The following is a 19,625-nucleotide window of genomic DNA, read 5'->3' as shown; positions in this document are numbered from 1 at the left end:
CAGTTCGTTCACTTTTGGAAAACTCAGCCACTGGCGTACCCGAGGGGGTCGAATTACCCCCATGAATCCGAGCGGCAGGAGTACCTACAAGGGGGGTGGGCCCGGCGCAGGCGATGCCCTTGGTCAACAGCTCCAGGTCCTTCTCCATCTCTCTTTTCCTTTTCTTCCTTAAGAAATAAATGAAGTAGTTACAGCGTTACGGGCGCGCGTAACAGCGCAAGCCGCGCCACGCCTCGCTTGTTACGACGTTACGGTGTTACACCCGCTGCGCTCGCACATGCACGCGCCCATGTATGTGCGCATCTGCGCACGCCTGCACCTGCATACGTGTGGGAGGTCGTAACGTCGTAACCTCGTAACAAACCGCGCCAGTGCTGGGTTTGCGTGTTACGGCCTGCTGTAACGTCGTAACGCTTCATCGGGTCCATTCCTTATTCATTCCCTTCTGCTGTCGCAGAGTCAGGGGTCGGGGAGCCTGAGCCATAGCCCAGGTACTTGCGCAGCTCGTCCTCGAAGGACTCCACCGCATGCGTGGCCCATGCGCCCTCGGTCTGCTTGCTCTCGCCTTCGCCAAAGTCAGGCTCGGTCACCAGCAACATGCGCTGGGTCTTTCTTGCGTGTCCGGGGCGGGTCACATTCATGCCCTTGATGCGGGCCGGCTTGCCCTGTGTGTCCGAGAACCGCGTCAGCGTGCTGGAAAACAGCGTCTCGTTGAACGGATACCGCTCGCCCGTGCGCTGGCACCACTTGATATAGGCCCGGTACGCCTGCGACCGCGCGCAGGACCGGTACGGCAGATCCAGCTCGCCCTCAGACCATTCCGCCCAGAACCGCTCGGGGCTCTTGCGGTTCAGCCCGATCAGATTGGTCTTCGCCTCCGTCATGGGCGGCTTGGTATAGGGGCTGAAGTCGCCCAGCGGATAAGTCAGCAGGTACTCATAGAACGCCTCAACCCCGCCGTTGTCGCGCCACACGCCCAGGTCGATGTAGTACTGGTCCTCCCGGGCCTTGGGCGTGTACACCACCAGATAACGCCGGTCCGTGTTGTCCAGGGCCAGCGGAATCAGCTCATTCGAGAGGAACGCAATATTCATGTGGTTCTTCTCTTCCCGCCGCATCTGGTACTTGCTATTGATCTGCACCGTCGGCGTCGTGATCAAGGCCTTGAGCCGGTTCTTGTTGTGCACCAGCTCGGCCCGGCTCATGATCTCGTCGCCCACCACAAACTGCTTGCAGCTGCGCCAATCGTTGTACTTGTCGTCCAGCTCGTCCTGGCCGACGATGCTCGCGTACTTGCCGTAGATCTGCACCACTGTCTCGAACAGGAAGTTCTTGCCCGCGCCCTCATCGCCATGCATCACCACGGCCGACCGCATCTTGGCGCCCGGGTGCTGCAGCGGGTACGCCAGCCAGCACAGCAGCCAATGCATCACATCGCCCGTGTCGCCCTCATCCGGCGTGGCCCGGCTCACCAGAAAGCTGATCAGGTCCAGAATCGGGTTGACGTCGCCCTTCTTGGGCACCATCGCCATCCCCTCATACATATTGATGAAGCGCTCGGTGTCGCACTTCATTGTCGGATCAAACACCAGCTCGTCGGCGCGGATCGTGCGGCGCTTCTCGCTCGCCTTCCACATCGCCACCAGCTGGCTGCCGTGGGCGTGCCCCATATTGCTGATCTTCATGATCATTCGCTCGGAGTCATCCCACACCGTGTCCGTGCCGTAGATCAGGGCAAAGTTTTCAATCAGATGGTTGAACTTGCCCCAGTCAATCGTCTTCTCCTTCTTGCGGCTCTGTACGGGCTTCTCGGCGCTATCCTCAGCGCCCTCCTCTTGCCCCCCATCCCCTTTGGAGCGCGCAACAGCGCGCTTCTTCGGGGGGCCGGGGGGCAGGGGCAGCTCGGCCTCTGGCGGCACACGTACCCCCGCCTGAAAATCCACCCGCACCACAGACCCCGCTGCAGACTCGCCCGCAGCCAAAGACCCATCCAGCGACGCCTTCGCGTCGGGGGCAGGCAGCGCCTGCGGCTCTGCGGCCGCAGGCGGCGGTGGCGTTGCCGCCCCGCCCTGTTCCATCTCTGTATCGTTATCAGCCATAGTGCTTGCTTATTTCCCGGATCACGCCCGCCAACTGGTCGCTCACCGCGCCCAGCCCCTCCAGGACATGCAGGTCATTGAAGTCCGTGTCCTTCGGGCCACGGCTCGTGGGTTTGAAAACAGGCCAGACAAAGTCACAGCGCTCTGTCTTGCGGGCCACCGCCTTCGCGGCCGTTCGGCCAGGGTTGTTCAGCTGGCCCGTGCGCTTGTCGCGGGTCAGATAGTCGTCATCGGCCAGAATCAGAATCCGGGCATTCGGGTACAGCCCGCGCAGCAGCGGCACCACATGGGCCAGGTTGCCCGCATCCATTGCCACAAACACCGGCCAGATGTAGCCCGTGGCACGGCGGGCTGTGGCGCCTGTCGCATAGCCCTCCACCACCAGCAGCAGCGTCGTGCTGGCGTCGATCTCACCCAGCCGAATGCAGCAGCCCGGCTTGTCAAACTGGCGCAGGTAAATCTTGGCTCCATCCGGCTTGATGAACTGCACACCCCGCATTGCCTCCGCACGCGGCATGTCATAGCGCATCAGCGGCAGCACCAGCGTGCCGGCCGGCAGCGTCCACACCGTATCGTCCTCACCCTTGCGCTGGGCGGGCCAGCGCAGCGTCAGGCTCTGGGCCAGCATGCGGCAGGTCTCCCCTATCACCTGCTTGCGCTCCAGGTACGGCGTCGTCTCCGTCGCCACCGCCTTGCGCCAGATCGTCAGCGCATCCGCGCTGGCATTCGCAATCTCCTGGGCACGCTCGGCGGCTGCGGCGGCCTTCTTGGCCTCGCGCTCCGCCTTCATACGGCCGCGCTCCTCCTCGCTCAGCTCGGCCCAGTCCACCAGCACCTTGCGCCAGTCGCCGCCTGCGCGGTAGGTGCCAAACGTGCCCGTCACCCACTGCTTGCTCGTGTTCTGGGGGGTAAACAGGTACAGCTTGTACCAATCCTTGCCGCCCTTGCCGCAGGTCACCCGCTTGCCCTTGTCCAGCCGCAAAGGCAAATCCTTGTCGCGCAGCTCAATGCCAAACAGCTCCATCTGGCTCAGCACATCCTGGTAGTTCTCCATCACGCCACCCCGCCCTGTGTGCCTGTTGGCTGGTTCGCCTGCTGCAGCCGCGCTGCCTGGTGCAGCAACTCCTCCAGCCTCGGCACCAGAATGCTGATCTGCGCCGTCAGCACAGCAGCCTCTGACACCGGGGCAATCGGCACCGGCGCCTGGTAGCCCGCCTGCCGCATCCACCAGGTCGCAAAGCCATGAAAGCCCGCCTCCCGCGCCAGGCGCATCAGCATCAGCACCTGTGAAGGCGTCAACCGCTCGGCCCGCGCCGGGTTCAGCGCATCCATCAGATAGCGCGCGGCAGACTCCACCGACTTGTCCGGGAACATCTGCGGCCCCACCTTCTTCGCTCCACCGGCATGGCGCACCGCCTCCCGTGCGGCGTCCAGCTCGTCCTCGTAATCCAGGCTGATTTCCATCGTCTAGCCCTTCTGTAGTCCAGCGCTGACACGTTCCGACGGGTTCCGACTTTGTCGGAACACCCACGAAATGCTCTCCAGCGCAATCTGCAAGCCAAATACACCGCTAAAAGGCATAGCAAAGCCTTGATTTGCATCACGAAAAACGGCCCACGAAATTCGTGCTCTATAGGCAAAGGGTTCCGACGCGTTCCGAAAAAGTCGGAACCCGTCGGAATGACTTTGGGCTGCAGGCCGGCAAGACTTCAGCCCATGCCCCACACAAGCATTCATCGCCGCAAAAAAACCGCCACCGGGCACTTCAGCCCGGTGACGGACAATGCACCCGAGGGCACAACGCCCCCTGGCACCCACGAAGCCCACACAGGAGACAAGCTTGAGCAACGAAACCCAACAGCCTTTGAACGCCGAATCCATGAACGCCATCGTCAACGCCCTCGGCGCGCTGGTGTTCGCCACCGTGCGACAGCTGCCCGAAGAAAAGCAAACAGCTTTTGCCAACGACCTGGCACGCCTGGCCAAGCTCGAAGAAAAGCGCGGCGATCTGGCGACAGAGACTTTGCTGCTGGATCTGCACAGAGCGGCAACGGCTGCTGCGAGCTGATCGCAGGCCCTGCAACAACAAACCGCTTGGAATCGCTCCAAGCGGTGAAGCGGACTTCCAAGCTATCCAGCGGAATACCTGCTGAGCTTTTCATTGACTACCTACTTTCGGGAATTTCAGATGCAAGACAATCGAACCGGCTCAGTCGTTGCCATCGGGCAAGCCACTGGCTTTCTCGCTGTCGAGGACGGAACAGGCTGCTACTGCGTGATCGAGGTTTTCACCAGCATTCCCATCGAGCCGGGCTGGAAACTGTTGGGCGATCTGGGCACGACGGGCAGCAAGGATCTTTGGGTGGAGCGCCGCGACGAGAGCATCAGTGCCATCGTCCAGTTCTCCGGCCTCAATCTCCCCTCGGCGATGCGCATCCTCAATCACAAGGCGTAAGGCCCGAGCAAAGGCACGCGCTTCCCATACATGCATTTCCTGCCCTGTATTCAGTGCTGCGCGTGCGCTGGCTTGCGCGTACCAGCGCAACGTCTCATGAAGCGACTTCATATCTTTTCCTGAGGTGGTTGAGAGCACCCCATCAGCTCCCAAACCGCACACTCACGCGGCTTGGGGCGTTCCGCCTCCTTGATGTATTCCTCAAGGCTGGTCATCAAAACCCGGGCGCTTTCCAGAGTCAGTGCCACGCGCACCGTCTCCTGGCCGGGAATGTCAAAGCCAAGGCCAACACGTCTGCGGTCCTCGCAGAACGGCAGCACATTGCGCACTCCTGCCTCCAGATAGACGGGGGGCATCGTGTTCATTGCCCGCCCTCATCCAACGGCTGTGATGACTGCCGTAAAAAACTCCACTCCACATCTGGGCGCAGTTGCTCGCAGGTAACTGCGCCTCCCGTCAATCGCTCAATAGAAGGACATCGCTCTGCTGGGACTGGCCGCTTACCGCTTAGCCATTGATTCACAGCTGGCGGTGTAACTTTCAAAGCTTTTGCAAGAGACAACTGTCCTCCCAGCAGTACTGCTGCCCTCTGCATATGAGTGTTTTGAGGCTGCTTCATACCCCAATGGTAAAGCAATGCTTGTGAAAGTAAAGCATTGACCATTCAACATCAGCGATGAAAACTAAAGCAATGCTTTCAACTGCTCAACAATTAGCTGCAAAACTTGAATTAGTTCTTGATGACACAAAGGTCAAGCAGTCAGACATCGCAGACGCGTGTGGCGTCTCTAAACAAGCAGTTCAAGGCTGGAAAAAAACAGGTCGAATCGATAAGAAGCACTTGCCAAAGCTTGCACAAGTGACAGGGAAGCCGCTCGAATGGTGGCTAAGCATTGAGCAGGAGACACCTCTCGCTTCACAGGATCCCGAACCAACGGCAGAGGATCTGCTTAGCCAAGCTTTCTCTGACTGGCGACTTCAGGCCAGTCCGCGGTCTTTGCAAACAATCAACAAGCTGGCACTGCTGGCCAAAAAAAATGCACTGAGGGATGAAGATTGGACACTGATCGACCAACTAGCCAGTCGGTTCAAGCAAACGCCTTGAACTCGCCTTCACTGGCACCAGCCAATGAAGACACATTTGTCCCTGTGCCAGAGCGCATCAGGCACCTAGTTCTCAACGAAGGTGCCAGCCTGGTCCCCCGTGACTCGGACGCTGAAAAGCTTGATGAGTTATGGTTAGGTGATGCCTACGATTCTTCGGACCCCGATCAGAAGTCTATTTCTCTATATTTGAGAGTAGGTTCATCAGATAACCTGATCGCCGAAGCAGTCTGTGGGTGCTTGGCCCGCATTCTTGACTTGCCTGCGCCAGAGGTTTTCATAGTCCACATTCCACCTGGTCACCTACCTCACTCTGCCTTCATCAAGCAAGGCTCTGCCGCCCTCTGCGTTGCAACAAAAGATCTAGGCGGAGACACTTTTCTTCAGTTTCTCCGCAGCGACAAAAAAGCTGCCATTTCCTTGCTCACTAAATGGGCAGACTGGGCTAAAGTTGTTGCCTTTGATGAATGGGTTGCCAACGGTGACCGCAATTTTGGCAACATCATCTTCAGGGACAAGAGTCTCCATATCATTGATCACGCAGAGGCCTTTGGCGGCGCGTTCCGCACCCTTTATCCGTTGAATGAGTTGGCGGATGGAGTTTTTGAAAACGCATTGGCCATACCGATGAAAACTTTCACAGCAGAGCAGTGTCACCAAGTGCTGGAAGGTCTCGGCCAATGGTTGGCTGAGGTAGCTGGGCCATTGGATATCCCCGGTATCGTTGAGTACGCGGACACCAGTCATTGGCAACAAAAATCTCAGATTAAAGAACTGATTACGTTTATCGAGCAGCGTCTCGGCATCACCTACGAACTACTATGCAACCGACTTGGCCACCCGCAACTGAAGCTGACGTCAACTGGAACGAAGGACGAGTCAGTGGCTGGCGCGCAGTAATTGAGTTCGCTCCGAAGCCCACCAGTTCGGAAAAGTTATGCGCTGGCGTAGTCGTTCGCACTGAAGATGGCTATGTACAAGCAATTTGCGCCATCGATGAGCGTAAGGCGGAGCACGCTTTCGGCGTGGCTGGACAGGCGCTGCACACCGTGGCACAGCATCTATGCAACTCCTTGCTGGAGCATTGGAAGCATCAGCCAGCAGAAACATGGACACCGCCATTCTCCAATGCTCGTATTGAGAATCTGAGCAGATTTTCAGCTGCTAGTGCGGATGAAGCACTGGAGTTGATGCTCCGCCGATGCAGCACCGTACATACGCTGCTCAATGCTTATGTCATCACACAGCAGCAGCGTAATCATGGAATTGTGAGCCGCGTCAAATCTGCGATCCAGCGCGACACAAATGCCAAGCACCTCGCCAAACGCTTCAACAAGAAGCTCACGTTGGGCGGAGAGACCCATCCACTCCAAGTAGATTTTTTGGGGCAGAACTATGCTTGCTATTTTCTGCAGGTCACAAGCAATGTTCGAGGACTGGAGGGCAATACGGAACGAGCCTATGGCAAGCTATTCGAGCTCTCGGCGCTGAAGCGAATTCTCAAAAAACCCAGCAAAAAAATCGGCTTGCTGGAAGACGAGAAGCCCGAGATCTTTGAATTGCTGATGGTTGGAGATCGGAACGATCCCATTCAGAAACGGGCCATCAATCAGGTTCTGGCACTCGCTGACGGACAAAAAATTGTCGCTCGAACAGAGCCCAACCCCATGGCTGCAGCGGAGCGTGTTTCCAGTAAAGAGCGCCGCGTCGCCTGACTGGAAAGCAGTCGCTTATGCTTGAGCATTGATGGGTTTGAAATAGCCCTTGATACAGGCTGTCGTGCGCACGCAGATCTGAATGTGCGTGTGGCTACGAAAGCCCGCATCGGGGTAAATCGCGTTGCCCTCTAGGAAGGCACCACGCACCGAATCGTAGGCGGGCAGCTTTCTGTCCTTGCGCATCTGATGCAGGGTGTTCATGACTGCGCAATCCAGATGGCGGGCGGGTTTGTCCAGCGCCGCAGCCCCCGTGTTCTCGGGCATAGGCGTCTGAGACTGGTGCATGAAGGATTCCAGGGACTGGTACGCCGCCAAGACCTGCTCGGAAGAACCGGAATCGAACATGTCAAGGCAGTGTTTGAGGTCGATCACAGCCCCCAGCACAAAGGCCTTCTTGATCTTTCCCCTGGACTCATAGCTTCTTGCCCAATCCCATGCACGAGCCAAGCTGCCTTCCCAGAAATATATGCCGCTGCCCAGCCAGTCATAGCTCTTGGCCGACGGCGTGAGATGTTCCTCGGGATCGCAAAGGATACGCATGCCGACTTTTTCGTCACAGCCGTGAAAGCCTAGGATGACACTGGGCTGCGACTCGTAATACGGGGTCTCCAGCATTCTCAGCCGCGATAGGCCTTGCCGAGATTGCCTCGGCTATTCAAGATGCCAGCGCGCTTCAGGAAGTCGATGGACTTCTTCTTGCTGCTGCTCAACTCCTGGGCATAGTCAACCATCTCAGCCAGTTCCTGCTGCTGCTTTTCAGACAGCACAACAGTCACATCCAGCTTCTTCTGAGTGGTTTTTCGGGGTGCAGCACTCCTGGACGACCGTACTGGCGCCCTGCTTTTCAAAGTTTCTGTAGTCATTTTGGGGTCTCCGCGCTGGCTCAGCGTCTCAGCACTTCAGGGACAGCAACCTCACGGCTGTTGCTTGGCCTCTGGCCTTGGTGTGTGACACACCAATTAGCACCATTCTGCACTATTTAGCACTTGTGGCAACCTTTCTGTACGCGACAGCAAGCCACAATAAGTAAAGCAATAATTGATTTTGATAAATCAATGCTTTACTATCGTGACTCACATTCCCTCAAAGGAGTCACAGATGTCGCAATCCCCACTCTTGGCGCAGCTGGAGGCGCTACAACAAGCAGAGCAGTTTGTCGCTGGCTTTGAAGACGACACAGCCCAGCAACCCGCAGTCACCGAGCTGTTGGTCAAGCTGCGCACCCAGATCCATGTCACGCTGATTGCGCTGGACACCCTGCGCGTGCAGCTGGCCTGCCGGGTGGCCAACACCAGCATCAACGACTGGGCAACAAAAAAGCTCTTAGTCGTGGTGCCGGATCAGCTCGATGCAGGCGCACCTGCGCAGCCCCAAGCGTCGGGGGTGCAGCCATGAGCACGCCCAACAAGCTGCACAGCACGCTGCAATCGGCAGCCGAATTCATCGCGATCTGCGACAACACCGATGAATTTCGCCAGAAGCTCGCGCCCATACTGGTGCGTAACCTGCGCGAGCACATTGCCGCCACAGAAAAACTGCTGCAGAGCGAAGCCGAGCGCACAGGCTTTTGGGACGGCGACTCGGAACCCACGGTGCACCCCACTTCGCTGCAGGAAGTGCTGGACAAGGCCAGCGAGCACATCTGGCTGGCAGAGCGCAATCTGGACCGTTTGCGCGACGAAGGCAAAGACAGCTCCATCTGGAATCACTGGTATGGCCGCCAGTGCGGGCTGATCACCCTGCTGCAGCTTTGCGGTGCCCTGCCCATCGGGCCCAGGCACCGCGCATCAGATGCATTTCATCGCCAGCTCGTAGCTCTCCGCCCCCAGTTGCCCGGAGGCTTCGAACTCTTTTCCGTCGGACAGGCGCTTGAGCTTTTCATGAAGCATGGAATTGAGGCGACCGCTTATGAGGTCCCCTACCTTCAACGTCACCTGGTTGCAGGGCTGCGCAAGCATAAAGACGTTGTACTCCCGGGATTTGGGAGCCCAGGGGTACTCGACGATGAAGCGCTCACCGTCACTGCTGATTTTGACAATGGTTCCAGTAAACATCAGGCCAGTGTAGAGCCAGTCGCTTCTCAGGCAGATTGCAGCGACGTACAGGCGCCTGTACCCACGGCCACCAACGATCAGGGGGCCGCATGACCCAGCTGTACAAAGTTACAGTACCCGGTGGCAAGCCTTACTACGGCCTGTACACCTCGGCCAGCGTCGCCATCGTCATCGCGCAATGCATCTTTGGCGTGCACAGCGCATCGGCCCTGCGGGTGCAGCCATGAGCAGCCGCCACACCCTTTTCATCACGCGCCACGACACCGCACTGGCACAAGAGCTGCGCCGCCAGCGCCGCGTGCTGTTTGGCATGGCCGTGGCACTGGCCGTGGTGATGGCGCTCACCCTGACGGCGCCCTTCTGGGCCGCGCTCTACCTGTGCCTGCGCTGGGGTTGCCTGTGATGGAGCAACCCGCCTGCAAACGCTGCAAGCACTGGCAGCCCGAGAAAACGTCGCCGCGCATGGTGGCCCTGGGCTTTGCCAACTGCAGCCACTACCCCACGCCCGGCCACACCTTCAGCGCCGAAACCAGCTGCCACCGCTTTGCAGCTTTGCCCGCCGACCAGGTGCAGGCACGCCGTGCGGCCGCCACGGCCGCAGTGCGCAATCTCAAGGAATCGAAGTAATGGCTACCAAAGACCCGCTGATCGACCGCGAGGTCGTCATCAACCACGACGCGACCACGAACAAGGGCCACCCGCTGCCGCAGGCGGGCCGCAAAGCCAGGGTGGTGGGCAAGACGCCCAACGGCCGCCAGTACCAACTGGACTGCGACGGCACGCTGGTCACCCTGCCCATGGCCGATTTCACGCTGATGACGCTGGATGGCGTCACGCCCCAGCTCAAGGCCACGGCGGGCGAGGCAGAGCAGCCCCAGGCCCCGCTGCACCAGTTTGCGCCCAGCCGCACCAACCGCACCGTGGTCGAGAACGATGAGCTGCACGCACTGGCCGCAACCATCAAGGCTTATGGGGTGCTGCAGCCCATCATCGTGCGCAGGCTGCCACCCGAGCGCATGCAGGACACCTTCGAGAACCCCGAAACGCGCAAGGCCGCCTATGAAATCATCGCGGGTGAGCGCCGCTGGCGCGCTGCAGCCATTGCCGGGCTGCGCACCATTCCCTATCTGCTGCGCACCGCCGAAGGGCTGGAGGCACTGCAGATCCAGCTCATCGAGAACCTACACCGCAAGGACCTGAACCCGCTGGAAGAAGCCCACGGCGTGCAGCGGCTGATTGAAGAGTTCAGCCTGACCCGCGAAGCCGCGGCCGACGCCATTGGCAAGGGCCGCACCCATGTCTATGAGACGCTGCGCCTGCTGTCCCTGTCGCCCAAGGCCATGGCCGCGCTGAAGGAAGGCCGCATGTCCCGCAGCCTCGCACTGCTGGTGCTGCAGCGCCCCACGCAGGCCATACAGGAAGAGTTCACCGAGCGCGTGCTGACCGGCGGCCCCGATGGCGGCACCATGAGCCTGCGCAGCGCCCAGGACCTGGCCCGCCGCAACTACATGACCGAGCTGGACAAGGCCCCGTTCGACCTGACCGACGCCCTGCTCTGCCCCCAGGCCGGCACCTGCACCCACTGCCCCAAGCGCACCGGCGCCACGCCCGAGCTGTGGGACAAGCAAGGCCCGGACGCCTGCACCGACACCACCTGCTTTGCCGACAAGAAAGAGGCCCACCTGGCCCGCGTAAAGGCCGATGCCGTGCAGGCGGGTCGCCAGATCATCAGCGGCAAGGCCGCCCGCGACATCATGCCCACCGAGACCGGCACCATGCGCGGCTATATCGCGCTGGACAAGGCCAGCCAGGGCAGCAAGGCCGAAACCCGCCAGGTGCTGGGCCAGGACGTGCCCGCCAGCCGCGTGGTGCTGATCGAAACACCCAGCGGCAGCTTTACCGAAGCCGTGCCCGTGCACGCCGCCAGCGCGGCCGTGCAGGAGAAAGCGCAGGAGGCCAAAGCCAAGCCAGCGCCCAAGGCCGACAAGGCCAAGGGCCAGGCCGCAGCACCTGACCGCGCCACGCTGCAAGCCGAATACGAACGCCGCTGGCGCGAGCGCGCGGTGGAGGCAACGATTGCCGGGCTGGAGACCTGCCCCGCCGATGCGGTGGACCACATCCCCGCCAACATTGCGCAATACGTTCTGAAAAAGCTGGCCGCCGACGTACCGCAAAAGTACCTGAAGGCGATGTTCTGCATCGATGACGATGGCGACGACGCCGCCTATGAGATCCAGGAGTCACTGGAATCGCTTGCGGAGCAGGAGCTGCCCGCCTTCCTCATTGCCATGATGCAGATGGTGTGCACCCAGGATCTGGCGACAGACTCGCCCGAAGAGTTCCGCTACCTGCAAGAGCTGCAGAACCTGGCCGACCTGCACCTGGCAGGCATCCGGAACCAGGTGCAGGTCGAAATGAAAGCCGAGGCCGCCCAGCGTGCAGGCAAGGCGCCGGCCAAGCCTGCCAGCAAGAAGACCGAGCCCAAGGTCAGGCAGCAGGAAGCCAGCGCGGCCATTGCGCAAGCCATGCAGGCGGCAGACGCCGCCACCAGCGCCACCGCATTCGAGCCCGGCCAGACCGTGCGCATCAAGGTCGACCTGCGCGGCGCTGAAAAGGCCTTGCTGCCCACACGCCAGCGACTGGCAGTCATCAAGCAAAAGATGGGCGACCGCGCATTCCTGATCGAGCTGCCGGCAGACCCCCACGCCCAGCCCACGGACATGACGGAGCGCTGGGTCATCAGCGCCGATTACACGGAACTGCAGGCCGTTGAAGCACAGGAGGCACTGGCATGATCCCCGCCCTCAGCATTCGCCAACCCTGGGCCTGGCTCATCGTCAACGGCCACAAGGACATAGAAAACCGCGACTGGCCCACCAACTTTCGCGGCCGCCTGCTCATCCACGCAGGCCTGACCCTGACCCGCGCCTATTACGACCAGGTCGTGCAGGAGCTGGACGGCATGGGCCTGCTGCCCGCAGATCTGCCCGACTACGACGAACTGCGGCGCGGCGGCTTTGTAGGCTGGACGCATGTGACCGACTGCGTGCAGGAGCACCCCTCCAAGTGGAAGCAGGAAGGCAGCTGGGCCTTTGTGCTGCGCAACAGCCGCGCCATCGAGTTCAAGCCCTGGAAGGGCAAGCTCAACTTCTTCAACGTCCCCAAGGACGTGCTCTCAGCGCCTGAGCATAAAGAGAGGGCCGCACCATGAACACACACTTCGCACTGCTCGCCATCTACGGCGACGTGAACATCCCGCTGGAGAAATGCTGCATGGAGTTCTTCGGCCTAAGCCCCAAAAAAGCGGGTGAGGCAGCGAATAGGCAGGCATTGCCTGTGCCTGCTTATCGGCTGGGGTCCAACAAGAGTCAGTGGTTCATGGACGCGAGCAAGCTGGCTGCGTACATCGATCAGAAGAAGATTCAGGCTGAACAGGAATGGAGAGCTGTGAGGTGCTGACACCAGACGATTTGGCGATTGCAGTTCGGCGTGCGTCATCAAAAGAACGATTCATATGATTTGCCAAGACTTACCTTAGAAACCTATCCCAGCAATCCGTTATGCATCACATTGGATGACCTAGAGAAACTAAGCATCCATTTAACGATACATTTCTTTTTCAGAATAGTTAGGCTAGATAAGCATGGAATATTTCTAACCACCAGCCTTGATGACAAAGACCCGCATTCCCTTACGAGGACGCGGCAGAGAAATAGGCCAAGGAATACCCGTTTTATCTCCGAAAATTGCTTCTTGCTTGCTTTTACCTTCAACTTGCAGAGATTCAACAACAGACTCTTCAAAGAATATTTCATATTCAAGCGCCACCGTATCGCCCACGCTCAATGAGCCACCTACAATATCGACCCCAAAAGAATGCTCCCATACCTTAGTAATACAACCGATAAAAATGTAGTGCCCAGGGACTGCTTCTATTCGACCATGCCGGTATAAAACTGGAATTACTTTATCTGCATCCCATGAGTGCCTACGTTTATTCATCAATAGTTTATAAATATCCCATGTAGTAATTAATCCATACTCATGATGTTTGGCAACCTCCACAATTTCCGCCCTAAATGGCATATCATTGTCTCGTTGCAAAGGAGCTAAATGCCTCTGGTGATTAATAATCGAAAGACCATTTACATTGACTCTTTTTTCCTCACGCATAACAAGTGCAGCATGTTTTGACGCCTGCATTGTGTCTTCATCACTAGGATAACTGCTGATACCCTTAATATCAACAACCAATGTAGGACTTTTGTCTCTTATTTGAAGATCTTCGCGTCGAGACCGGTTTTCCTTATCAAGAATCTCATCCATATCCACAACCGAATCAAAGCCAATTTCGCCGAGAGCTTTGATAACAGCCGCTACTAACGGATCGCCAGTTTGGGTTAGAAGCTCGTGCAACCATCCATCAGCCTGGCGAGCAGCCCCAATATCAGCAGCTATTCGATCCATTTCCCGATTATGTCGTTCAACTTCTTTCTCTCGTGCTTCGCACATTTGTTTCACATTTGAAAGTTCGTACTCTGGTAAGTGAGTCCATCGCCCTTTTTCAATTCCAGGAAAAAGATGAGGAAATCGCTCCGGAAAAACCTCCATAAGCATCTGCTTAATAAAATCTGCCTTATTTGAAATTTGCGGCAGAACGATTACCGCCCCACCATCTGGATAGACTCTCTCCAATGCAACAGTTTCGCCAAACTTATTTTTTGCAAGAGTAACCCACTGCTTTTCCGAGTAAAAATCAGGGTCGATAGTGCACTCAAAGCGCATTTCAGCGGATCTTGCGGCCAGCACCTTACCTAAGGAAGTTCGAGTTTCGCAGATTGTAATTTCTTCCCCCTCCAGATCTGAAGCTTTGAGACTTCCAAGCGCAGTAAGAAATGACCATTCATCAATATTCATTAGTTCTGGATGCCAAATACTCCCAGCATTCAATGTGGCAGCAAAATGTTCCATGTTGGTTTTTGCAGATGCAAATACAACAACCACACCACCGGTGGCAATTATTTTATCGAAATTCTTTCTCAGTTTATTTGCAACTACCCCACGAGAGTCAATCAACCCTCGGGTACGTTTAATATAGATACCCTTTTCCCCCTCGGAAAAAACCGGTTTACCATGCCTAGATTTCGAAACACTGTAGCTCATATCGATGAATATAATTTCCTGCTCTTCATGCCCCTTTACCTCCGAAGAGTCAAGAAATATTTCAAAATCAGAACCTCGACTCACCTCATATACTTTTCCAAAAGACCCCGAAGTTACATTTACTCCGGATTCAATTAATGACTCCTTCACCGAAGCGTCAAGGTCCATCAAATACACCTTTGGTCTTGAAAACTTAGACACGGTGCCACCACTCAAATCAACACTATTATTTTTCATTAATTTTCCAGATGCAAATGGTTTTTGAAATTTATAGGACATGTAGTATTTCTAATTCAAATGTAAATCTCTATTATTCACTAATAAAATACTAATGGTTTAATTAAAGAGGCACTTGCCAAATTTTCCATCTAGAAAAACTTTATTGCAGATAACTGCATCTGCAATAACTGAGGATAGTCAGGCCAAGCTTTATAATTTTTCACGTCTTCATCAGTAACTCCCTGTCTTTACCAGCCAACTCCGGTATATCTGCAGGATCAAGGTGCGTATATATCTTCAATGAAGCCCAAGACTCATGAAGAGAAAACTGCGCCACTTGTTCAATACTGTAACCACGCTCGAACAATCGGCTGATGGCCTCATGTCGCAGATCATGGAATCGAAGATCCGGGATGTTCAGAAGCTTGCACGCACGCGTGAAACTGGAGCCGATGCTGCGATGGTTATAGGGAAAGACCAATTCGCCGGCCTGCCCTGATTCGATACGTCGCTTGATCAACTCCAACGCAGGCTCCAGCATCCGAAAGCAGCGTCGATTGCCAGTCTTGAGCTTGGGGTGTTTCACATCATCCAGCCAGCCCACGCGACTACCGAAGTCCACATCGGCAACCTTGAGCGTGGTGATCTCTTCCTGGCGCCGCGTGGTCAGCAGCGCAAAATCGAATATCTGCAGCATGGGAATTGAGGCGCGCGCCTCTTGTTTGGCAAAGTACTCCCTCAGCGCAGCCTCTTCCTCAGCCTTCAGGCGGCGTATGCGCCGGCGTGGCTTGGAGATGACCTTGAGCCGCAGCAGCTCCTGCTTGGCGGCATCCAGCTCCTGAACCAGCTTGTTCATGCCGTAGCGCGTCACAGCCCCCAGGCAGGCCTGGCGCAACCAGACGATATCGTTGAGCACCGTGGCCGGGCCTGCATCATCTTCAGTGCGCCGCCACCTGGCGTAATCGATGAAGTCAATGGCACGCAGATGCCGGGCATCCCGGTGCGCCAACTTTGCCTTTTGCAAGCGGGTGATGTCTGCCGTCTTGGACCGCCCCCATGCCACGATGCCTTTTGCATCGCTGACATAATCCTCAAGTATCTGTTTCAGAGTGACGTGGCCCTTGATCGGCTCCCCGCTGGCAGTTGCCTTCTCTATTTCGAATTCACGTCGACGGATCCACTCTTGCGCCAGTGCTCGCCTGGTGAAGGTCTTGGACTCGCCGTGAAGGTACTCATTTCCCTGCCGCACACGGACCTGCGCACGAAATGAGATCGAGCCATCCGCTCTCTTGCGTTGAGTGATTGTTCCCATACAAGGCACCATGAAATTCGTGGTGCCTCAATGTAGCACCGCGAGTGGAGCTTATAGGCAAAATCGGGCAAAACAAGGCGTATTTCCAAGGCACCACGGCACAGTTTTTATGCTATGAACGACCAAAACATCAAACAAAATCAACAACTTGACAACATGTGGCGCATGAGCGTGGCGCCAATGATGGACTGGACAGACAAGCATTGCCGCTACTTCCACCGCCTGCTAAGCCAGCACACCCTGCTATACACCGAAATGGTAACAACCGGAGCTCTGGTGCATGGCGATGTGGCTCGCCATTTGCGGTTTGAGGCCGAAGAACATCCTGTGGCATTGCAATTGGGTGGCTCGGAGCCGGCCGATCTGGCGCACAGCGCACGCCTGGGCGAGCAATGGGGCTATGACGAGATCAATCTCAACTGCGGCTGCCCTAGCGAACGCGTGCAGCGCGGCGCTTTCGGTGCATGTCTGATGAACGAGGCCGCACTGGTAGCCGATTGCGTCAAGGCCATGGCAGATGTGGTGTCCGTGCCGGTCACCGTCAAGCACCGGATCGGCATCGACAAAATCGAAAGCTACGACTTTGTGCGTGACTTCGTCGGAACCGTCGCCGACGCAGGTTGCCAGGTGTTTGTGGTTCATGCTCGCAACGCCTGGCTCAAAGGCCTCTCCCCCAAAGAAAACCGTGAAATCCCGCCGCTGCGCTACGAGGTCGTGGCTCAGCTCAAGCGTGACTTTCCGGGCCTGACGATCGCGGTTAACGGCGGCATCAAGACCGACGACGTAGTGCAGCAGCAGCTGAAGCAGGTCGATGGAGTCATGGTGGGCCGTGAAGCCTGTCACAACCCCTGGTGGATGTCGTCCTGGGATGCTCTTTACTATCAGGACGAGAGCAGGGAACGCACACGAGAGGAGATCGAAGAGCAGATGGTGCTGTATATGGAGCGCGAAGCGCGCGAGCATGGCACGCACTGGTATTCGATTGCACGGCATATGCTGGGGCTGCGCAATGGTCTCGCCGGTGCACGCCGCTGGCGGCAGGTCTGGAGTGATCACCGCCTCAAGACCCTGCCGCCGCACGAGGTCATGAAACTGGCCCGCACCAAACCGAACGAGATTCAAAGGGAGCTCGCAGAGCAGATGCTTTGAGCACTCATGAAAAAGCTGACGTCGGTCAGCTTTTTTACTTTCAAACTCAGTGAGCTCCGGCCTGCGTTGCGCAATACCTGCAAGATCCATCATTTGAAGGGAATTCACTACTTCGCATGTCAAACTCTGCTGTTATATTGCACTGCAACATAACCCGCAAAAGTGCGTCCCATGCTCTATCAGATCTACGAAATGCAACGCGCAATGGTCGAGCCATTTGCAGACTTTGCCCAGGCCGCCTCCAAGTTCTACAATAACCCTCACTCGGTCTTCAGCCAGGTGCCCATGGCCCAGCGCATGGCTGCGGGCTTCAACCTCATGTATCGCCTGGGCAAGGACTACGAGAAGCCCGAGTTCGATCTGCATAACGTCGAAGTCAACGGCGTGGATGTCACCATCCGCGAGCGCGTGGAGATCGACAAACCGTTTTGCGAGCTGCGCCGCTTCAAGCGTTTTTCCGACGACCCAGAAACGCTGGATCTCATGCTCAGCCAGCCTGTGGTGCTGATCGTGGCCCCGCTCTCCGGCCACTACGCAACCTTGCTGCGCGACACCGTGCAAAGCATGCTGGGAGGCCACAAGGTCTATATCACCGACTGGAAAAATGCCCGCATCGTGCCGCTGTCCGAGGGTGAATTCCACCTGGACGACTATGTGAACTATGTACAGGAGTTCATTCGCTATCTGCAAGGGCGCTATGGCCAGTGCCATGTAGTCAGCGTCTGCCAGCCCACGGTGCCGGTGCTGGCGGCGGTCTCTTTGATGGCCAGCCGTGGCGAAGTCACACCGCTGTCCATGACCATGATGGGCGGCCCCATCGATGCGCGCCGCTCACCGACGGCCGTGAACAACTTGGCCGAAACCCGCAGCTACGAGTGGTTCGAGAACAACGTCATTTACGAAGTACCGAACAATTACCCCGGTGCCGGCCGCCGTGTCTACCCGGGCTTTTTGCAGTACTCGGGCTTTGTGGCCATGAATCCCGACCGCCACGCCAACAGCCATTACGACTACTTCAAGGACCTGATCAAGGGTGACGAAGCCAGCGCCGAGCATCACCGCAAGTTCTATGACGAGTACAACGCCGTACTGGACATGGACGCCGACTACTACCTGGAAACCATCGCCACCGTGTTCCAGGAGTACAAGCTCGTCAAGGGCACCTGGAAAGTCAAGAACGAGCAAGGCAAGCCCGAGCTGGTTCGCCCGCAGGACATCAGGAACACGGCCTTGCTGACGGTGGAGGGCGAGCTGGACGATATCTCAGGCGCAGGCCAGACCCGCGCTGCCCATGACCTGTGTGCCGGCATCGCTGCCGAGGCGCGCCACCATATCGAAGTGCAAGGAGCCGGCCACTACGGCATCTTCAGCGGCAGCCGCTGGCGCAAGACTGTCTACCCCCAGGTGCGCGACTTTATCCTGTCACACCAGCCCGCGAGCGCCACGGCCGCCAGTGCCGCCGGTCACCTGAGCAGCGTCAGCGATGACGGGGCCGAGCTGGAAAGCCATGAGGCCCATGCCGACAAGCCTGCCAAGACCGCGAAAACAGGTGAAAATAGCGCCCTTGCCCAGAAAGGACGCGGCTCGTATCGCGCCAGGGCATAAAGGCTCACCAGACCAGAATGAACTCATCCATGTCCGCAGCCTCCTCGCTTCAAGCACTGGCTGCGAACATTGATGCAGCTCTGCCCCAGACACAGTGCACGCGCTGCGGTTATCCCGACTGCGCGTCCTATGCCCAGGCCATTGCCAGCGGAGAAGCCTCCATCAACCAATGCCCCCCCGGCGGCCAGGAAGGCGTGCGCCGTCTCGCGACCATCACCGGCAGGCTGGAGTTGCCGCTCAACGCCAAAAACGGCTTGGAAGCGCCTCGTGCCCTGGCCGTGATAGACGAGGCCTGGTGCATAGGTTGCACGCTGTGCATCAAGGCCTGCCCTACCGATGCGATTCTGGGTGCCAACAAGCGCATGCATACCGTGATTGCCGAGCATTGCACGGGCTGCGAGTTGTGTATTCCTGTCTGCCCCGTTGATTGCATAGAGCTGGTCAATGCCAGCTCTGAAGCCACAGGCTGGTCCGCCTGGAGTACTGAGCAGGCCGAGCAGGCCCGCAGCCGCTATTGCGCGCATTTGCTGCGTACGGGTCGCAAGGCCAACGCACCGGTACGCACCACGGCACAAACCCCAGTTGAAGGAGCTGGCGCTCAAGCCGACACACCGTCAACGCCCCCCACAGACAAAAAGGCCACGCTTGCAGCCATTTTGGCCAGGGCTAAAGCCCTGCGCGCAGGAGCCTGATACCCAATCAGCCTCCAGCGCTTGAAAAAAAACGCTTGCGCTCCCAATGCAGAAA

At 57.6% G+C, this 19,625-nt stretch carries 25 protein-coding genes; 16 read left to right on the top strand and 9 right to left on the bottom strand.

Features of this window, described 5'->3' with window-relative positions:
- Positions 1-431 precede the first annotated feature (431 nt).
- The 3 genes from QYQ99_RS25580 to QYQ99_RS25570 are packed head-to-tail and all read right to left on the bottom strand — an operon-like array spanning position 432 to position 3,563.
- Positions 432-2,099 (bottom strand): primase-helicase family protein, encoded by a 1,668-nt coding sequence (locus QYQ99_RS25580; RefSeq protein WP_302090580.1) that lies wholly within the window; start codon positions 2,097-2,099, stop codon positions 432-434.
- Positions 2,092-3,153 carry a toprim domain-containing protein gene (locus QYQ99_RS25575; protein ID WP_302090579.1) on the bottom strand — a complete coding sequence of 354 codons (1,062 nt, stop codon included), beginning with the start codon at positions 3,151-3,153 and terminating at the stop codon, positions 2,092-2,094. Before QYQ99_RS25575 ends, QYQ99_RS25580 begins: the two co-directional genes overlap by 8 nt.
- A complete protein-coding gene (locus tag QYQ99_RS25570; RefSeq protein ID WP_302090578.1) occupies positions 3,153-3,563 on the bottom strand; it encodes a hypothetical protein in 411 nt (136 codons plus the stop codon). Before QYQ99_RS25570 ends, QYQ99_RS25575 begins: the two co-directional genes overlap by 1 nt.
- A gap of 376 nt (positions 3,564-3,939) precedes the next feature.
- Here QYQ99_RS25570 and QYQ99_RS25565 point away from each other — a divergent pair, with 376 nt between their 5' ends.
- The gene (locus tag QYQ99_RS25565) at positions 3,940-4,167 is read left to right on the top strand and encodes a hypothetical protein (RefSeq protein WP_302090577.1); all 228 of its coding nucleotides are present in this window, start codon (positions 3,940-3,942) and stop codon (positions 4,165-4,167) included.
- Between the two features lie 120 nt (positions 4,168-4,287).
- Positions 4,288-4,554, top strand: a complete 267-nt coding sequence (locus QYQ99_RS25560; RefSeq protein WP_302090576.1) for a hypothetical protein — start codon at positions 4,288-4,290, stop codon at positions 4,552-4,554.
- A gap of 107 nt (positions 4,555-4,661) precedes the next feature.
- Here QYQ99_RS25560 and QYQ99_RS25555 read toward each other — a convergent pair whose 3' ends face one another.
- Together QYQ99_RS25555 and QYQ99_RS25550 are read right to left on the bottom strand one after the other, a co-directional pair.
- A complete protein-coding gene (locus QYQ99_RS25555; RefSeq protein ID WP_302090575.1) occupies positions 4,662-4,919 on the bottom strand; it encodes a hypothetical protein in 258 nt (85 codons plus the stop codon).
- Positions 4,916-5,149 carry a transcriptional regulator gene (locus QYQ99_RS25550; protein WP_302093271.1) on the bottom strand — a complete coding sequence of 78 codons (234 nt, stop codon included), beginning with the start codon at positions 5,147-5,149 and terminating at the stop codon, positions 4,916-4,918. The genes QYQ99_RS25555 and QYQ99_RS25550 overlap by 4 nt, the downstream gene beginning before the upstream one ends.
- 81 nt (positions 5,150-5,230) lie before the next feature.
- On the opposite strand from QYQ99_RS25550, the gene QYQ99_RS25545 reads away from it, so the two are divergent.
- Genes QYQ99_RS25545 through QYQ99_RS25535 form a run of 3 tightly spaced genes read left to right on the top strand, consistent with a single transcriptional unit; the run spans position 5,231 to position 7,373 of the window.
- The gene (locus QYQ99_RS25545; protein ID WP_302090574.1) at positions 5,231-5,659 is read left to right on the top strand and encodes a helix-turn-helix domain-containing protein; all 429 of its coding nucleotides are present in this window, start codon (positions 5,231-5,233) and stop codon (positions 5,657-5,659) included.
- Positions 5,656-6,558: a HipA family kinase gene (locus QYQ99_RS25540; RefSeq protein WP_302090573.1), complete on the top strand. Its 903-nt coding sequence runs from the start codon at positions 5,656-5,658 to the stop codon at positions 6,556-6,558. Before QYQ99_RS25545 ends, QYQ99_RS25540 begins: the two co-directional genes overlap by 4 nt.
- The gene (locus tag QYQ99_RS25535; protein ID WP_302090572.1) at positions 6,480-7,373 is read left to right on the top strand and encodes a hypothetical protein; all 894 of its coding nucleotides are present in this window, start codon (positions 6,480-6,482) and stop codon (positions 7,371-7,373) included. Before QYQ99_RS25540 ends, QYQ99_RS25535 begins: the two co-directional genes overlap by 79 nt.
- A gap of 15 nt (positions 7,374-7,388) precedes the next feature.
- On the opposite strand, the gene QYQ99_RS25530 is transcribed toward QYQ99_RS25535, so the two are convergent.
- A complete protein-coding gene (locus QYQ99_RS25530; RefSeq protein ID WP_302090571.1) occupies positions 7,389-7,916 on the bottom strand; it encodes a hypothetical protein in 528 nt (175 codons plus the stop codon).
- Between the two features lie 77 nt (positions 7,917-7,993).
- Positions 7,994-8,152 (bottom strand): hypothetical protein, encoded by a 159-nt coding sequence (locus tag QYQ99_RS25525; RefSeq protein ID WP_302090570.1) that lies wholly within the window; start codon positions 8,150-8,152, stop codon positions 7,994-7,996.
- A 322-nt stretch (positions 8,153-8,474) separates the two neighbouring features.
- Between QYQ99_RS25525 and QYQ99_RS25520 the strand changes: the two genes are divergently transcribed.
- The 8 genes from QYQ99_RS25520 to QYQ99_RS25485 are packed head-to-tail and all read left to right on the top strand — an operon-like array spanning position 8,475 to position 12,889.
- Positions 8,475-8,771, top strand: a complete 297-nt coding sequence (locus tag QYQ99_RS25520; RefSeq protein ID WP_302090569.1) for a hypothetical protein — start codon at positions 8,475-8,477, stop codon at positions 8,769-8,771.
- On the top strand, positions 8,768-9,523 hold the full coding sequence (locus QYQ99_RS25515; RefSeq protein WP_302090568.1) for a hypothetical protein: 756 nt from the start codon (positions 8,768-8,770) through the stop codon (positions 9,521-9,523). Before QYQ99_RS25520 ends, QYQ99_RS25515 begins: the two co-directional genes overlap by 4 nt.
- Complete coding sequence (locus QYQ99_RS25510; protein WP_294261559.1) at positions 9,520-9,657, top strand: hypothetical protein; 138 nt, start codon at positions 9,520-9,522, stop codon at positions 9,655-9,657. The genes QYQ99_RS25515 and QYQ99_RS25510 overlap by 4 nt, the downstream gene beginning before the upstream one ends.
- Positions 9,654-9,833 carry a hypothetical protein gene (locus QYQ99_RS25505; RefSeq protein ID WP_302090567.1) on the top strand — a complete coding sequence of 60 codons (180 nt, stop codon included), beginning with the start codon at positions 9,654-9,656 and terminating at the stop codon, positions 9,831-9,833. Before QYQ99_RS25510 ends, QYQ99_RS25505 begins: the two co-directional genes overlap by 4 nt.
- The gene (locus QYQ99_RS25500; RefSeq protein ID WP_302090566.1) at positions 9,830-10,057 is read left to right on the top strand and encodes a hypothetical protein; all 228 of its coding nucleotides are present in this window, start codon (positions 9,830-9,832) and stop codon (positions 10,055-10,057) included. The genes QYQ99_RS25505 and QYQ99_RS25500 overlap by 4 nt, the downstream gene beginning before the upstream one ends.
- On the top strand, positions 10,057-12,225 hold the full coding sequence (locus QYQ99_RS25495) for a ParB/RepB/Spo0J family partition protein (RefSeq protein WP_302090565.1): 2,169 nt from the start codon (positions 10,057-10,059) through the stop codon (positions 12,223-12,225). The genes QYQ99_RS25500 and QYQ99_RS25495 overlap by 1 nt, the downstream gene beginning before the upstream one ends.
- Positions 12,222-12,641 (top strand): ASCH domain-containing protein, encoded by a 420-nt coding sequence (locus tag QYQ99_RS25490; RefSeq protein WP_302090564.1) that lies wholly within the window; start codon positions 12,222-12,224, stop codon positions 12,639-12,641. The genes QYQ99_RS25495 and QYQ99_RS25490 overlap by 4 nt, the downstream gene beginning before the upstream one ends.
- Positions 12,638-12,889, top strand: a complete 252-nt coding sequence (locus QYQ99_RS25485) for a pyocin activator PrtN family protein (RefSeq protein ID WP_302090563.1) — start codon at positions 12,638-12,640, stop codon at positions 12,887-12,889. The genes QYQ99_RS25490 and QYQ99_RS25485 overlap by 4 nt, the downstream gene beginning before the upstream one ends.
- A 195-nt stretch (positions 12,890-13,084) precedes the next feature.
- On the opposite strand, the gene QYQ99_RS25480 is transcribed toward QYQ99_RS25485, so the two are convergent.
- Both QYQ99_RS25480 and QYQ99_RS25475 read right to left on the bottom strand, forming a co-directional pair.
- Positions 13,085-14,872: a hypothetical protein gene (locus QYQ99_RS25480; protein WP_302090562.1), complete on the bottom strand. Its 1,788-nt coding sequence runs from the start codon at positions 14,870-14,872 to the stop codon at positions 13,085-13,087.
- Positions 14,873-15,032: 160 nt separating this feature from the next.
- A complete protein-coding gene (locus QYQ99_RS25475) occupies positions 15,033-16,124 on the bottom strand; it encodes a tyrosine-type recombinase/integrase (RefSeq protein WP_302090561.1) in 1,092 nt (363 codons plus the stop codon).
- 156 nt (positions 16,125-16,280) lie between these two features.
- Here QYQ99_RS25475 and dusA point away from each other — a divergent pair, with 156 nt between their 5' ends.
- The 3 genes from dusA (at position 16,281) to QYQ99_RS25460 (ending at position 19,570) form a co-directional block, all read left to right on the top strand.
- Entirely contained in the window at positions 16,281-17,273 is a 993-nt protein-coding gene (gene dusA / locus QYQ99_RS25470; protein WP_302090560.1) for a tRNA dihydrouridine(20/20a) synthase DusA, read from the top strand.
- Between the two features lie 171 nt (positions 17,274-17,444).
- Entirely contained in the window at positions 17,445-18,878 is a 1,434-nt protein-coding gene (locus QYQ99_RS25465; protein ID WP_302090559.1) for a polyhydroxyalkanoate depolymerase, read from the top strand.
- A 29-nt stretch (positions 18,879-18,907) separates the two neighbouring features.
- The gene (locus tag QYQ99_RS25460; protein ID WP_302090558.1) at positions 18,908-19,570 is read left to right on the top strand and encodes an RnfABCDGE type electron transport complex subunit B; all 663 of its coding nucleotides are present in this window, start codon (positions 18,908-18,910) and stop codon (positions 19,568-19,570) included.
- Positions 19,571-19,625: the final 55 nt, after the last annotated feature.

It is taken from the genome of Comamonas testosteroni, from assembly GCF_030505195.1.
Lineage (GTDB): Bacteria > Pseudomonadota > Gammaproteobacteria > Burkholderiales > Burkholderiaceae_C > Comamonas > Comamonas testosteroni_G.
Note: the sequence above shows the minus strand (reverse complement) of the source record. Positions and strands in the feature narration are given on the sequence as shown.